The sequence below is a fragment of the Enterococcus sp. AZ101 genome (genome assembly GCF_050499005.1).
In the GTDB taxonomy this organism is placed as follows: domain Bacteria; phylum Bacillota; class Bacilli; order Lactobacillales; family Enterococcaceae; genus Enterococcus_L; species Enterococcus_L ureilyticus.
In genome coordinates this window covers 70,934-86,250 of the sequence record NZ_JBMHEZ010000001.1, presented here as the reverse complement: position 1 = coordinate 86,250, position 15,317 = coordinate 70,934, and the positions used below count along the sequence as shown (strand labels likewise).

Annotated in this window: 18 protein-coding genes; 6 read left to right on the top strand and 12 right to left on the bottom strand. The window is 35.1% G+C overall.

The window, feature by feature from the left end; all coding sequences use genetic code 11:
• On the bottom strand, nt 1-918 hold the full coding sequence (locus IGJ50_RS00405) for an ROK family protein (RefSeq protein ID WP_429948299.1): 918 nt from the start codon (nt 916-918) through the stop codon (nt 1-3).
• A 130-nt stretch (nt 919-1,048) separates the two neighbouring features.
• Here IGJ50_RS00405 and IGJ50_RS00400 point away from each other — a divergent pair, with 130 nt between their 5' ends.
• The 4 genes from IGJ50_RS00400 (at nt 1,049) to IGJ50_RS00385 (ending at nt 5,177) form a co-directional block, all read left to right on the top strand.
• Complete coding sequence (locus IGJ50_RS00400) at nt 1,049-2,149, top strand: helix-turn-helix domain-containing protein (RefSeq protein ID WP_429948297.1); 1,101 nt, start codon at nt 1,049-1,051, stop codon at nt 2,147-2,149.
• 11 nt (nt 2,150-2,160) lie between these two features.
• Entirely contained in the window at nt 2,161-3,030 is an 870-nt protein-coding gene (locus tag IGJ50_RS00395) for an AraC family transcriptional regulator (RefSeq protein WP_069640414.1), read from the top strand.
• A gap of 93 nt (nt 3,031-3,123) precedes the next feature.
• Nucleotides 3,124-4,344 carry an MFS transporter gene (locus IGJ50_RS00390; protein ID WP_429948296.1) on the top strand — a complete coding sequence of 407 codons (1,221 nt, stop codon included), beginning with the start codon at nt 3,124-3,126 and terminating at the stop codon, nt 4,342-4,344.
• Nucleotides 4,344-5,177 (top strand): alpha/beta hydrolase, encoded by an 834-nt coding sequence (locus tag IGJ50_RS00385; protein WP_429948294.1) that lies wholly within the window; start codon nt 4,344-4,346, stop codon nt 5,175-5,177. The genes IGJ50_RS00390 and IGJ50_RS00385 overlap by 1 nt, the downstream gene beginning before the upstream one ends.
• A 290-nt stretch (nt 5,178-5,467) precedes the next feature.
• On the opposite strand, the gene IGJ50_RS00380 is transcribed toward IGJ50_RS00385, so the two are convergent.
• From IGJ50_RS00380 to rplM, 9 genes are all read right to left on the bottom strand, one after another.
• Nucleotides 5,468-6,172, bottom strand: a complete 705-nt coding sequence (locus tag IGJ50_RS00380; RefSeq protein ID WP_429948292.1) for a hypothetical protein — start codon at nt 6,170-6,172, stop codon at nt 5,468-5,470.
• Nucleotides 6,165-6,596 carry a hypothetical protein gene (locus IGJ50_RS00375; protein WP_429948290.1) on the bottom strand — a complete coding sequence of 144 codons (432 nt, stop codon included), beginning with the start codon at nt 6,594-6,596 and terminating at the stop codon, nt 6,165-6,167. Before IGJ50_RS00375 ends, IGJ50_RS00380 begins: the two co-directional genes overlap by 8 nt.
• Before the next feature lie 318 nt (nt 6,597-6,914).
• Nucleotides 6,915-7,355, bottom strand: coding sequence for a DUF4279 domain-containing protein (locus tag IGJ50_RS00370; protein ID WP_429948289.1), 441 nt, complete (start codon nt 7,353-7,355; stop codon nt 6,915-6,917).
• Nucleotides 7,356-7,367: 12 nt separating this feature from the next.
• A complete protein-coding gene (locus tag IGJ50_RS00365; protein ID WP_429948287.1) occupies nt 7,368-7,967 on the bottom strand; it encodes a hypothetical protein in 600 nt (199 codons plus the stop codon).
• Nucleotides 7,968-8,225: 258 nt separating this feature from the next.
• Nucleotides 8,226-8,627 carry a hypothetical protein gene (locus IGJ50_RS00360; protein ID WP_429948285.1) on the bottom strand — a complete coding sequence of 134 codons (402 nt, stop codon included), beginning with the start codon at nt 8,625-8,627 and terminating at the stop codon, nt 8,226-8,228.
• The gene (locus IGJ50_RS00355; protein WP_429948284.1) at nt 8,611-8,970 is read right to left on the bottom strand and encodes a hypothetical protein; all 360 of its coding nucleotides are present in this window, start codon (nt 8,968-8,970) and stop codon (nt 8,611-8,613) included. The genes IGJ50_RS00360 and IGJ50_RS00355 overlap by 17 nt, the downstream gene beginning before the upstream one ends.
• A 10-nt stretch (nt 8,971-8,980) precedes the next feature.
• Nucleotides 8,981-9,265, bottom strand: a complete 285-nt coding sequence (locus IGJ50_RS00350) for a TIGR04197 family type VII secretion effector (RefSeq protein WP_429948283.1) — start codon at nt 9,263-9,265, stop codon at nt 8,981-8,983.
• A 506-nt stretch (nt 9,266-9,771) separates the two neighbouring features.
• Nucleotides 9,772-10,164, bottom strand: a complete 393-nt coding sequence (rpsI, locus tag IGJ50_RS00345) for a 30S ribosomal protein S9 (RefSeq protein ID WP_010762225.1) — start codon at nt 10,162-10,164, stop codon at nt 9,772-9,774.
• A gap of 13 nt (nt 10,165-10,177) precedes the next feature.
• Nucleotides 10,178-10,624 (bottom strand): 50S ribosomal protein L13, encoded by a 447-nt coding sequence (gene rplM, locus IGJ50_RS00340; protein WP_303393681.1) that lies wholly within the window; start codon nt 10,622-10,624, stop codon nt 10,178-10,180.
• 364 nt (nt 10,625-10,988) lie between these two features.
• On the opposite strand from rplM, the gene IGJ50_RS00335 reads away from it, so the two are divergent.
• Nucleotides 10,989-12,191, top strand: coding sequence for an argininosuccinate synthase (locus IGJ50_RS00335; protein ID WP_069640421.1), 1,203 nt, complete (start codon nt 10,989-10,991; stop codon nt 12,189-12,191).
• A gap of 290 nt (nt 12,192-12,481) precedes the next feature.
• The gene (gene argH / locus IGJ50_RS00330; RefSeq protein ID WP_429948280.1) at nt 12,482-13,867 is read left to right on the top strand and encodes an argininosuccinate lyase; all 1,386 of its coding nucleotides are present in this window, start codon (nt 12,482-12,484) and stop codon (nt 13,865-13,867) included.
• A 53-nt stretch (nt 13,868-13,920) separates the two neighbouring features.
• On the opposite strand, the gene IGJ50_RS00325 is transcribed toward argH, so the two are convergent.
• A complete protein-coding gene (locus IGJ50_RS00325) occupies nt 13,921-14,409 on the bottom strand; it encodes a Dps family protein (protein ID WP_069640423.1) in 489 nt (162 codons plus the stop codon).
• Between the two features lie 123 nt (nt 14,410-14,532).
• A complete protein-coding gene (locus tag IGJ50_RS00320) occupies nt 14,533-15,270 on the bottom strand; it encodes a DUF5105 domain-containing protein (RefSeq protein ID WP_069640424.1) in 738 nt (245 codons plus the stop codon).
• Between the last annotated feature and the right edge of the window lie 47 nt (nt 15,271-15,317).

Here is a 15,317-nt window from a genome sequence, read left to right as displayed (position 1 = left end):
TCAATTTCCTTCTAATTCTTCAAGTAAATGATATAAAGCCCCTAGCAATCCAGCTTCGTTTCTAAAATGACAGGGGACAATTTCTACTGGTGTTAGCATATTCTCTAACAATGGAACTGAAGCAAGTAATCGTTGATATTGCTGTTTTATTTCGTCTACAAGAATTGGTTGTGCGCTGATACCGCCGCCAATAGCGATTCGCTGTAAATCAACGACGGATTGAACATTCATGATCACAATCACCACATTACGACAGAATTCTTCAAATAATGGATAAATCAACTCATTTTTCTTTTCTAATTCCTCAAAAACTTTTTTACCATCTAACGGATTATCTAAATTCAACAGGCTTGATGCTTGTCGAATGAAATTTACTGCAGAACCTTTCGCTCCCGCCACAGTCTCCAAGCTGATTGGAACATTCGTTGAAAGGAGCATGAAACTTAACTCTCCTGCTTGGAAATGGCTACCCGAGTGAAGTGATTTATTTAAAACAAGACCGCCACCAATTCCTGTACCAAGTGTCATCACACCGCCATTTTCGATGTCTTTTAATTGTCCTAACCACAGTTCCGCAAGTGCAGCTGATTTACCGTCGTTCATTAGGGCACATCGCAGGTTCATATAAGATTCAATAAATTCTTTCAAATGAAACTGATGTAAGTAAACCAACGCTCCACCATGATAGACAACTCCTTCTTTTGAATCGATTTTACCCGGACAACTAACAGCTACCGCTTTAACTTGTCCTTTGTATTGATCAAGAATACCAGTTAAACAGCTTTTGAACTCTTCAATATTCTTTGGTGTCTCTTCTTTTTTCACAAAAATAATTTGGCCACTACGATTAATTAAGGCGTGCTTCATGTAGGTGCCTCCAATATCAATACTTAAAAAGTGAGTAGTTAATTCAGTCATACAGCTTTCCTCCTATTATCTCTTGACAAGATTTTAACAGCGCTTTCAATTGTATTCTACTCATTTTAGAAAGAAATAATAGTATAATTTTATGATTAATGGTATTTTTATATCAAAGGAGCTGAAAATAATGATAGCGCTTATAAAATTTTTGAACCATCTATCCGATATCGCTATTTTTTCTTATATTGTTGTGGATAAAGCAAATGGACAGATCAGTCACCAAAAGAATCTTACAAATCATCAGTTGACAGCTAAACAAATTCAACGAATAATCACGCAAACAAGTATCATTCATAATTATTATTTCAAAGAGCAAAAATTGCTACTATTCGCTTACGATACCGACGAGTTAAATCAATTGGTTTGTCTATTCATTGATGATGAAGTCGGCAATTTCATTTCTCACAACGACCGGTTATTGAAGATTTCTGAAACCATTCATCTATTTATGAAGGAAAAAGAATTCACCACTAAAGAGGTTCAGTCTCTCAATCAAAATATTCTCTACCTAAGAGAAACGATTATTGAAAAAGTACTAAGTGAGCAAATTGAACAACAACTTTATCATCACGACTTCGAAAGTGAAGAGGCTATGTTTATTGAAGTAATGAATGGCAACGAAGAAGGATTAAAAAGAGACTATTACGCTTTTCAAAAAAATAGCCAGACAGGCCTACTTTCGACTGAATCAGAATTGAGGAATCAAAAAAACATCTTGATTGTAGCCGTAGCGATATCCACAAGATATGCGATTAAAGGCGGCGTTCCGTATGAACGAGCGTATACTTTAAGCGACAACTTGATTCAAGATATTGAACGAAAAAATCACTTTCAGGGCGCGCAACCACCCGTCTTAGAAATACTCCTATTATTTTGTAAAGAGGTACGTAAATACAACTATATCAAGTACTCTACCACGGTCAAAAAAACGTGTGAATTCATTCATAAAAATATCTACTCGAATTTATCTATCCCGATAATCGCAGCTTACACCAATTACTCTGTCCCTCATTTATCTAAATTGTTTAAAAAAGAAGTAGGACTTTCCCTTAATCAATATGTGATGAAGCAAAGAATAGAAGAAAGTAAGCGATTATTAGAATTTAAACAGTATGATTTAAACACGATCAGCTCATTACTTCACTTCAACGATACGAGTTATTTCATTAAAGTATTCAAAAAATATGAAAATATGACCCCAAAAAGTTACTGGCACGAAAAAAATTAAGGAGGCTCAACATGACTTTTGAACATGAATTTATTGAATATACACACGAATTGATTCCTATCAATTGGATTGTTCATGGTGCAGACCATTCCACAGGTCCTGTGCTGCCTCATTGGCACACGTCATTTGAAATTTCTTACACCTATTCTGGAAAAATTGAAAACTATACAATCAACAACGTTACCTATCAAACAGAGCCTGGCACAATTTTGTTCATTAATTCAGCTGAGGTACATGGCGCTGTTTCCAGTTATTGCGCCGATCTTGAAGCATTGACAATCCAGATACCTTATGACTTTTTAAGTAAGCTGATTCCTCACTTTGAGTTTATGCGTTTTGATAATCTCCCTTCTGGAAAACTTGCACAAGTCAATCAATTACGGGAAGCGCTAAGTCAGTTTTATCATCTAGTCAGACGGGAACCGGAAGAGTTTTTAGAGCTACAATTAATCCGTTTAACTTACGAAATAATCTACCTAATGGCAAAAGATTGGATGCATCGTGAAAAAATGCCGATCAATTCAAATGTCTACCATCGAAATTTAGGTCAGATGCAGCCGATCATTTCCTTTATCCAAGAAAATTATCAGCAAGAATTATCTGTTGGAATTTTAGCGAACAACTTTCATATGTCAACGAATTATTTAAGCAAACTTTTTAAAAAAAGTCTTGGATTAAGTGTCATGAAATATGTCCAGCTAGTTCGAATCAATCGAGGGCAAGAACTATTACTTCATAGTGAAAAACCAATTCATGTGATTTCTGATATCGTTGGTTTCCCCAACGAAAAATCATTCAGAAGAACCTTCGAAGACGTTTTCCAGCAAACACCCAAAAAATATCAATTAGACTATCGAAAAAAACAGAATGGCAGAAAATGACCTTTTTTCCGATAGCTTCTGCCCCTTTTAATGAGTGAATTCATGATATCCTTTGCTTGTAATCGATTACAATAACATATTGGAGGACCTATCATGAATAAAAACAGCTTTTTATTTAAAGCATCACTACTGTCTATCTCATTAGTTTTAGTAGCAGGGCCGGCCGTATCATCGCTAATCCCTTTGATGCAGCAGTCTTTTCCAGATCAAAGTACTTCGTCCATTGAACTCATTGCGACTGTTCCAAACTTTGGGATTTTAATTTTTGTTTTGTTAAGCAATATTTTTGTTAAATTTCTAGGCAAGAAAAAGACGGTTTTATTAGGGCTCAGCCTTGCGTTGATCTCTGGCCTTATTCCTGTTTTTATAGAAAATTATACAGTTATCTTAGCCTCACGCTTTATGTTTGGAGCAGGAGTCGGTTTATTTAATGCCCTTGCCGTAAGTTTAATTACTGAACTTTATTCTGGGGATGAGCAGGCCAGTTTAATGGGGCTTCAAGGAGCAATGGGGTCGATTGGCAGCACTGTGATAACCTTATTAGTTGGCTACTTTACTAAATTTGGTTGGCAGAATTCTTTTTTAGTTTACGCAATTACCGTTTTACCATTAGCATTATTCGCTCTTTTTGTGACCTTACCTGCAGCGGAAAAACTAGATGATCCAACCGCTAACACTAAAAAAGAAAAAGAAAGTGTCAACGGAGCGACCATCAGCTTAATGCTTTTCGCTTTAATTGTATACGCTTTATTTTTTGTCATCATGTTAAAAACAGCTACTTTACTGGTGGAAACTGGCATTGGCAAACCAGAAACTGCCGCAAGTATTTTAGGCTCCGTTACAATTGTTGGGATTGTTGTCGGCGTTTTCTATGGCCAGATTTTCAAGTGGTTAAAACAGCTAGTATTACCAATTGGACTATTAGGTATCGGTCTTGGCTTTATCATTATTTTATCCGCCAACTCAGTTGCGATTGTAACCCTTGGTGCTATCGTTTCAGGTTTAGCCTTTAGTTTAGCAGCGCCTTTCATGTTTATGTTAGTTGGGCAAATTGCACCGAAGAATTCCGCTAACTTAGCGACAGGTGTATTATTAGTCGGGATCAACTTAGGCGTCTTTTTATCTCCCACAATCAATAGCTTTTTAAGTAAAACCTTTGGGATGACAACCGCTTCCGATAGCTTTTTAATGAGTGGAATAGGTCTTATTCTATTAAGTGCATGCTCTTTTATTCTGTTAAGTGTTCAAAAGAAAAAGAATGCACAAACTGCTATACAAGAAGATACGATAAAAATTAGAAAAGAGGATGCATAATGGCTTTAGTACAAGTAAACTTTATCTCGAAAATGTTATCACGCACGGTAACCTTTAACGCAATTATTCCTTTAGATCATATCTCATTTGGAAAAGAAGAAGAGGTCCAACAAAAACCACTAAAAACATTGTATTTATTACACGGCGCCTTTGGCAATTATACGGATTATTTATCTGGCACCCGAATCCAACGCTGGGCTGAAGAGCATAATCTGGCTGTTATCATGCCATCCGGTGAAAATCAATTTTATGTCGATAAACCAAATCGTGGTGAAAACTACGGTGCCTACGTGGCAGATGAACTCGTTGAATTTACGCGAAACATGTTTCCTTTGTCTCATAAAAAAGAAGATACCTTCATCGCTGGTCTTTCAATGGGTGGCTACGGTGCTATGATCAACGGATTGAAATACCATGAAACCTTTAGCCATATCGGTGCTTTTTCACCAGGTTTGATGATCGATCAAATTATTGCACGTTCTGAATTATTATCCGTCACAGGTTGGAGTTTAGATTTTTATGACAATGCCTTTGGCGGGATCGATACGATCAAGGATAGTGATAAAGATTATTACTATTTAATCAATCAATTGATCGAAAACAAACAAGACATTCCTAAGATATATCTTCCAATCGGCACAGAAGATTTCTTACTTGAAAGTGTTCGAGGCTTTAAATCATTTGCGGATGAGAAAGAAATTCCACTTACTTATATTGAAGATGAGGGTGGACATGAGTGGGATTTTTGGGATAAATATGTGAAAAATTTCTTGGATTGGTTGCCTTTGGATGAAAAAGGAAATTATTTGAGTAGTGGGAATGTGGCGGAATAACGCGTGATATGAAAGAAAAGTTGTAAACATTTTTTAAGAATTGTGAAGCTTTACGGGCTTTTTAAAACCTAATTTGCTATTCTGTAGTTTGATAGAGGTGTAAAATCTCACATTATCAGCATCTTGAGTAAAATATTTTAATGAAAGAGCATCACTATATATTATACTAGATTTTAAAAGTAACATCGTTAAAAAAAAAGGCTATAGTCACTATGATTTACTAACATAGTAGCTATACCCTTTTTTGATGGTTATTTTTTGTTCAGATTTTATTCATTAATTCACTGACCCTAAGTTAAACTCATAAATCTCATCACTTCAAGACCTATTACATTACTTGAATAATCTTCCCTACCTTTTTTTGTAAATTCAATACTGTAGTTTTCTCCATTCTCCCAACCAACAACGTTTTCTATAATAATTTCTTCCATATCTTTAACCAGTTTTTTTCTGACTACAAAAACATAATCTAATTTGATTAAATGATCTACAATTTCTCTAAGTTTTTTCTCCCCAATGATCTTCCCACTATCAACCAAATTAATATCTCCAAAAGAAATATCAGTTAATAACGACTGAACCACATCTAAAACTTTCCTAGTATTAAAAACTTCTTTAGATACTATTGTTAAACAATAATCTGATTGATAAGAGTAAATTGCAATCAATGATTCTGATAATTCGCCAATTTCTATAGTTGTTTCGTTTTCTTGAGGATGCCACACTAATTTTTCATTAATTTCAATATCTGGCATAGACCATTCTGTATCTACATGCGCATCTAGTAAAGCTTCTTTACTTCTTGTATCTATTTCTGTTTCTGATGAGATTTGGCATTCTATAAATTGTTCACTCTTTAAATTCACAACAACACTATTAATTAAAGAGATTATTTCTCTATAAGTAAATGTATCTGTATTCAACACATCATCTGCAGATATCCGCTTACTACTTTTCTTTTCTACTTTTTCTAAAAAATTAGCAACATTATACATACGACACCTCATTTTCTACTAAATTAAGGCATCTAATGAATCCATCTGCAACAGGATAAGAAACAATATAATTTTCAATACCTTCTATTTGATTTGAATGATTAATCTTATGACAATTCGACCAAGAATCCTTTGGAAATTTTTCCCCTATAAAAAATTCTGGTGGAGTTAAGGTAGCATCTACCAAATTCCAAAAATTTTCTCCCCAGATTTGCATTTTTTTTGATTGCCCACATTGTATTTTTATCATTATTTTTATTTTATCGAACCCTTGAGCGTTTAGTTTTTTTCTCATTTCCTTCATAACCATTAAACAGTCTTTATAATCAAATGTCGTTTTATTTATAAAAAAATCTATGTGGTCTGAATAAACTTCATTAGAACTATCTTGCCACTCTGCAATCAATTCATCTATATTTTCCATATTATTATTCCTTCATATTAAAGTAGTTTCCAACCTATATCTTGTAACCATTTTAATATCTTTTTAGTCAGTTTAGGTGGCTGACCACTAGAATTATGCCCCCATGAACCATCTCTTTTTACCCCTTTTGGTGATTTTACTAGTCATTACCATTACAAAAAAATTTTCTAGAGCATCTAAATGTCATACTTTAAACTATAAAAATAGACACAGATAAACTTCTCTTTTATCTAATGTCTATTTATACCATATTTTATAAACTAAATGAGCTTTTCTTTCCATTTTGCTATCAAAATATTCCTTAATCATGCAGTAATGCTAACTTTCAGAATCTTCTTCATAGGTAATAATATCAAAACTTATTTCAGCATTAATATCATTTAGAAAATGAATCATCGGTGTGTCTACTACCATTGCTGGAAAATCGCCATCATAACAATCTATTGATAACACTACAGCATATTTAATTTGTTCATCATTAGCCATTTTTTTCAGAATACTAGTTTTAGGTTTAAATTTACTTAGTATCTCCTGATATGCTAAAGTAAAATCATACATTTCTTCGAACGTTTTACTATAGCACCAATTATGTCTTGGTTTATATTCATCGGGTAGATTAGGATTATTTTTTATTGCATCCGGCCAATCATCTTTAGTTCTAACTTTTGTTGGTTGTATCTCTAGTTTTTGTGTCATATTTTCTAAGTTAAAATCTTTACCATCAGCAACTAAGCTAATTTTTATTTTTGGTAATTTCATAAGTTCCTCCATCTATTTTATAAAGAAATGTCCAGTTTCTATAATTACATTCCCTCGCTGTGATTTTAAAAGAATTTGTCCTGTAACCGTATCATATAAAATATCAAATTTTGAGACTGCATTTTCACCCACAAACGATTCCTTAAAATCATGAGCATCATCATATCCTTGTTTTTTTGCTTGTTTATTAGCAGCTTTATTTCCATCTATTTTCTTTAAACTACGTTGCTCTCCTGCCCCTCCTTTAGAAGCAAAATTACTCGTAGTTAACCCATTAATACCATCGACAGTTAGAGTAACACCAGCGGTCGTAACAACTACACCTTCTGTCACTATCACACCATCCACAAGGATTCCCACACCACCTGTAGCTAATGTTACAACGGCACAACCGCCAATCGTTCCAATTATACCAGTGATTGTTGTTACCACACCCAAAGTTGTTTTAACAACATTCCCTACAATATCCAAAAATTGAGCAACCGCATCTATGCTTCGATCAAGCCAACTTCCTTTCATCGCCTCTGTTAGTTGAGCTGTTAGCTTCTCATCTTTTACACCATTTGTATAAACAACATAGACAACATTTCCAGCATCATCTAATTCTGTCACCGTTTCAACACGACTTTTTGGTTGGCTATCATTATATCCTTTTAAATTTTTAAACTATTGTTGATTACCATAATCAACAATTCTATATCCGTCTCTTGGATTAAGAAAATTTGCTGGATTGCCTAATTGTGCTAATCCTGTGTTTACGTCACTAATCAAACTAGATAATTCCGAATAATGAGAGGCATGACTAGATTCAAAAGCTTGATATTTCTGTAAAATCTCAATATCTTCTTTAATAGGATCAATGCTCTGTTGTTAAAAAAATTCACCCAATACTGGAACATTCTTCATTGATTTAGCCAAATCACTCATTAAATTAGTATATTCATTTTGAGCAGTTTGTAAATCTCTAAGCAATCCTTCCAAATCATCTGTGTTTAATACTTCATCTGTCTTGCCAACTTCACCAACAAAATCTGTTAAATAGTTATTTAAACTGTTGTCCATCTCATAATAAACGTTGAATAGTGCTTTGTCTATCTCTTGATACGCTTGGAGATGGGTCACAGTTGAAACCCAACCACCACCTAATAAATTTCTATTTCCTGCTAATCCATCTATTGAACTTGTCACAGAATTAAAACTACCTACAGCATTTAAACGTTCCGAACTAATACTACTTTTTACATCACTTAGTTCCTCATACATTATTTTCATCGGAGTCCTCCTTTCTAGTTTCTTCATATAGTAATTCAGCTTTTTCATAAACTGCTTTTCTATCCGTCAGTTCATCTTCAATTTCTTCATCTGCAATAGAAAAAACTTTTGTAAGTTCCCTTTGCTTTTCTTCCAGTTCATCTAATTTTTGATAGACTTGTCTTTCTGAATCTGTCCCTTTAGAATAATGTAGGACACGTTCCCATATCTCTTTTTGTCGATTGATCGCTTTTTGACACTCTTCATAAGCAAATGGAATCTCTCCAGTTTTCTTTTTCAAACTGTTGAAATCTTCTTCTGCTTCCTCTGCCTTCATACGCAAGCTAAATAAATTTTTATCCATCTATTCCACCTCATGCTTGCATCGTTGTTGATATGCTATCTTTTATTTTTTTATCTGCTTCTTCAATTGCATTATGTACGGCTTGTACATTTCTTACCTCTGTGGTTAAACAGGTTTTATAAGTATCAATTGTTTGTTGAAAACTAGTTATTAAAGTTTTCAACTCATTTGTTGCCGGACTTGTAGACGTATTAATGCTATTTGTTGGCTTAAAATCAATACTTCCCTTTGCAACTAAAATATCCGCAGCAAATTTAGCAACTGCATTTCCATCTGTACTGATCGTTTCTCCCATTTTTTCACACTCCTATTAATTATTACCGTTAACAATTAAACAGCCATAATAATTATGGCATCATTGGATAGTTAGTAAACCCGACAAATAAAAAATATATCTGACTAAAAAATAAAAAAGATCGAGAATAAATACAGCGAAAAAATGTTACTCTATAAAAATCGTTCAAGAACCTTTGAAATTAATAAAAAATATAGAGTTCCTCACATCCGTTCCCAAAGCTTACAACAAACATTTGTTTCAGATTTACTAAATCAAGGAATTAATTGCCTAATTATTAAATTTCTTTTCGGTCATGCAGAAACTTCTAACAGGATTAGAAAGTTTACGGACATACAAATGAGCAAACAAAAATTGACACAATTAAACGCTTGGAAGAATATAGACAGACAAACCAAACTCTTAACCAAATCAAAAAAGACACTCTCCAAAAGTTTGGAAAGTGTCTTGAAACATTGTAATTGAATGGTACTCGTAAGCGAATAAATTCGCAACGATTCCAATAATTAACGTTTTGAGAATTGTGAAGCTTTACGGGCTTTTTTAAGTCCCGGCTTCTTACGTTCTACCATACGGGCATCACGAGTAAGAAGTCCCGCGCGTTTTAAAGCAGCACGGAAATCAGGATCTACTTCTAATAATGCACGAGCGATTCCGTGACGGATCGCACCTGATTGACCAGAGTAGCCTCCACCGTTAACGTTTACCATTACATCATAAGCGCCTTTAGTTTCAGTTACGCCAAATGGTTGGTTGATAACTTCACGCAAGTCAGCGTGTGGAATATATTCTTCAACATCTTTTTTGTTTACAGTAATTTTACCAGTACCAGGTACTAAACGTACGCGGGCAACTGCATTTTTACGACGGCCAGTGCCGATATATTGTACTTGAGCCAATGAATTTCCCTCCTTAAATTAGGTTAGTAATATCTAATACTTCTGGTTGTTGTGCAGCATGTGGATGCTCAGCTCCACCGTATACGTTTAACTTAGTAAATTGTTTACGGCCTAAAGTGTTTTTAGGAAGCATACCTTTTACAGAAGTTTCGATTAAACGACGAGAGTTTTTATCGCGTAATTCACCAGCAGTAACAGATTTCAACCCACCTGGGTATTGGCTGTGACGGTAGTAAATTTTATCACTTGCTTTGTTACCAGTTAATTTGATTTTATCAGCATTAATTACAATTACGAAATCTCCAGTATCCACATGTGGTGTGAATGTTGGTTTATTTTTTCCACGTAAGATAGAAGCAACTACAGTTGAAAGACGTCCCATTGGGATATCTGTTGCATCGACTACATACCATTTACGTTCTACTTCGCCAGATTTGGCCATATATGTTGTACGCACGATTCTTTCCTCCAATTTTCTATTCGATGTTTGACATTCACTTGAGTTTCCGGGGCTCATTGTGGGGCAAACAATACCATTTAATATGATACCTTCTATCACTAGTAAAGTCAATGAATTTCTAAGGTTTTCCACTATTTTTCTTCTAATTTTTTACGATTAAAAAATTTTACTTCTAATTTCAAAATAGAAAACACCTAAATATTCGTAATGTATATTACGCGCCTTCCAAAAGTAAAAATGTATATTATTCCCAAAATATTTATTTTTATGTATATTTATTTATAAAAAGTGTTGATTTTTGCATTTTCAAGTGATATGATGAGAACAATAAAAAAAGACAATTAGAAAATAAGGAGTGTTACTCATGAAAGAAAAAGTTGTTTTAGCCTATTCTGGAGGACTAGATACCTCTGTTGCTGTTAAATGGTTAGTGGATGAAGGATACGATGTGATCGCTTGTTGTTTAGACGTCGGTGAAAAGAAAGATTTAGATTTTATCAAAAATAAGGCATTAGAAGTTGGCGCTTCTGCTTCTTATACGATTGATGCTAAGGAAGAATTTGCACAGGAATTTGCTTTGATTGCATTACAAGGTCATACCTTTTATGAACAATCTTATCCATTAGTATCCGCTTTATCCCGCCCGCTGATTGCTAAGAAATTAGTAGAATTAGCTCACGAAACTGGTGCCACCACAATCGCTCATGGCTGTACAGGAAAAGGGAATGATCAAGTCCGTTTTGAAGTCGCGATCAACGCCCTTGCACCTGAGTTAAATGTGATTGCACCAGTTCGTGAATGGAAATGGTCACGTGAAGAAGAAATCAATTATGCCAAAGAAAAAGGTGTACCCGTCCCTGCGGACTTGGACAATCCTTATTCTGTCGACCAAAATCTTTGGGGCCGTGCCAATGAATGTGGCATTTTAGAAGATCCCTGGGCAACACCTCCAGAAGGTGCTTATGAATTAACTGCTAGTTTAGAGAATGCACCAGATGAAGCGGATATTATCGAATTAACTTTTGTTGAAGGTGTTCCAACAGCAATCAACGGAAACGAAATGCTGTTATCCGATTTAATTTTGGACTTGAATGATTTAGCTGGTAAGCACGGCATTGGTCGGATCGATCATGTGGAAAATCGTTTGGTTGGGATCAAATCACGTGAAGTCTATGAGTGTCCAGCAGCGATCACACTAATGACTGCGCACAAAGAGTTGGAAGACTTGACCTTTGTTCGTGAAGTAGCTCATTTCAAACCAATCATTGAAAATCAATTATCACAAATCATTTATGACGGATTATGGTTCAATCCATTAACTGATGCCTTGATTGCTTTCTTAAAATCTACCCAAAAATACGTAAATGGCACTGTACGGGTCAAACTATTCAAAGGACATGCAATCGTTGAAGGTCGTAAGTCTGAAAACAGTTTATATAACGAAAACTTAGCGACTTATACTTCTGCCGATACCTTTGACCAAGACGCTGCTGTCGGATTTATCAAACTATGGGGGCTTCCAACCAAAGTCAACGCAGAAGTCCAAGCATCGCTACACAAAAAATAATCACTGATATGCTTATTTTTTCTAAGTTGAATCGATACGTGAGTTAACTTTTACATTGTTGTAAATAAGGTTATCCGATTCACCTATTTTAACTGACTTATCCAAGGAGAATTTCTTTTTGGTCTGCGGATCGAAATAAGGAGATCGATAAGTCTTCATTTTAGTCTCAAGAAATCAGAACAAACGGTTGGCACAGAAACCACTCCTTCTTATTTTCTCGGAGTAAAACGCTTCTGTCCAACCTTCTTTCTTATCATAATGAATAATAATACATAAATGAGGTGTACAGCATGAAAAAATTATGGGGCGGACGTTTTGAAGGAAAAAGCGAAGCATGGATCGATGCGTTCGGTGCATCGATTCCTTTTGATCAAAAATTAGCCAAACAAGATATTATCGGAAGTTTAGCCCATGTAAAAATGTTAGCTAAGACAGGGATTTTAACGGCAGATGAAGCCGAACAAATCAGTTCAGGACTTACGACGATTCAAGAAAAACTACTTGCCGATGAACTGACATTCAGTATAGAAAACGAAGATATCCATTTAAATATTGAAAAACTGCTCCATGATGAAATCGGTCCAGTTGCTGGAAAATTGCATACCGGCCGTAGTAGAAATGATCAAGTCGCTACAGACATGCATCTTTATTTAAAAGAAATCGTTCAAGAAGTCATTAGCAAGATCCACTTATTCCGTCAAGTTTTAGTCCACAAAGCCGAAGAGAACATTGAGACCATCATGCCTGGCTACACCCATTTACAACATGCGCAACCGATCTCGTTTGCTCACCATATGATGGCTTATTACGGTATGTTAACACGTGATCAAGAACGCTTTTCCGAAAGCTTAAAGCGAATCGATATTTCCCCCTTAGGCTGTGCAGCACTTGCCGGCACGACTTTTCCAATCGATCGTGCTTATTCAGCTGAATTGCTCGATTTTTCTTCAATTTACGAAAATAGTCTAGACGGCGTGAGTGATCGGGACTTTATCTTAGAATTTCTTAGCAATAGTTCCATTCTAATGATGCATCTTTCCAGATTTTGTGAAGAAATCATTTTATGGTGCAGTCACGAGTTTCAATTTGTTGAATTAACAGATACTTTTTCTACAGGCAGCTCGATTATGCCGCAAAAAAAGAATCCAGATATGGCAGAATTGATTCGGGGAAAGTCCGGTCGCGTATATGGCAATTTATTCAGCCTTTTAACGGTTTTAAAAGGATTGCCGTTAGCTTATAACAAAGACCTGCAAGAAGACAAAGAGGGCATGTTTGATACGTCTCACACGATTTTGACTAGTTTAGAGATTATGGCTGGCATGGTAGCGACGATGAAACTGAACCAAGAGATCATGGAAAAGTCCACTGAAAAAGATTTTTCAAATGCAACAGAACTAGCAGACTATCTAGCAAGCAAAGGAATGCCCTTTAGACAAGCACATGAAGTGGTTGGAAAATTAGTTTTAGATTGTACAAAACAAGGCATTTATTTACAAGATGTTCCATTAGAACAATATCAAGCGATTACACCTTTGATCCAATCAGATATCTACCAAACACTGTCGTCAAAAACCGCCATTGAGCGTCGGCATTCGTATGGCGGATCTGGGTTCGATCAAGTCAAAGCCGCAATTGAACGTAGTAAGCTGAAACTAGAAAGCGAAGAAAACTAAAAAAGCTTCTGAAAGATAGCGTACCATCTTTCAGAAGTTTTTAACTTTTTTGATTAACGAGTTTTCGCACGTGAATCTGCATCAATACCAGGCGCTTTGCCTAATTTTGCTTGTAGCATCCAAATGTTTTTCTCAATATCTGTTTTGTTTGCAATAAAGATATCTTGTGTAGAATCATCGCCTTCTTCACCAGACACTTCAATTCCTTTTTGATATAAATCAGCTAAATAACGGTAACCTTCAACTAATTTTTCCATACGTTCAGGAATTGTCCGTTCGTATGTGCCGATCTCATCTGAAATACCAGTATGATCAGCAAATTCTTGTAACGTTGAGTAAGGAGCGCCATCTAATGTAATCAAACGTTCAGATACAACATCCAATTGGTCATTGATTTGGTCCATATATTCGTCCATTTTAGGGTGCAATGTCAAGAATTCTGGGCCACGCATATACCAGTGAGTTTGGTGGATTACCACTGAAAACTGGCTTAGATCTGCAACTAGTTGGTTCAACACTTCTTTAGTTTGTTCAAATTTCATTATACATCATCCTCCTATATTTTTATCTACATTTATAATTGTAGTACGAAATGGTAAAAAAGTACACTAAAATCTTTCATTTTTATATCATTTATCATTTAATAATAATTATAAACTAAAATTTTAGCTATTATTAGGAATCGGTAAGGTATCTAATGAATCAATAATTTCTTTGGCAACTTCATTTAATGCTTCTTCCAATTCTTTGTTCATGCTATCTAAGTCTTTAGAACCTGAAATAAATGCCAAAAATAGGTTGGATACAGCTTCCTTTTGATCTTCTGGAATGAACCACTTACCTTTTTCTTTTTCCAAATGTAATGCAAGCTCAACTGGATCAGTTTTTATCTTGATTGCTTTGACCCTTTCTTCTAAAATAGAAAAAGTCGCTTCTAGCGTTTTTTGATCATCCTTTGCTATCTCTGGATTTGCTAATGTTTCCTTTACTAATTGCCTAGTCATTTCTTGCATTGCACTCACTAGGTCCAATCCTGTCACATAATAAGAAATTGTTGCACCTGTTTTTGTTTCGTCTATCTTAATAATTTTATAAGTCGTTTTATCTTTTGCTTGTTTTAATAACTCTTTTGTCAGCTTACTCGCTTCCTCTTGTGGCACTTGCGCTCCTGTAGATGACAAGCCTTTCGCAAAATTTTCCTCAAAAGCTTCACTATTTTCATCTAATTCTTTCCCTAATTGCTCACCATCACGAAATTCTTTAGCAAATCTGCTTTCTTCTTTTTGATAAACAAGACGGTCAACAAACAATTCTCCTGCATCTTCTGCTGAGATTCCCTTAGCACCACAACTTGTCAGGAAAATTCCTACCAAAAGTAAAGAGGCAATCCATAACTTTTTCATTTCCTCTCCTCCGTTCTCTTATTACTAGTAAAACAAGTCCAGCTCTA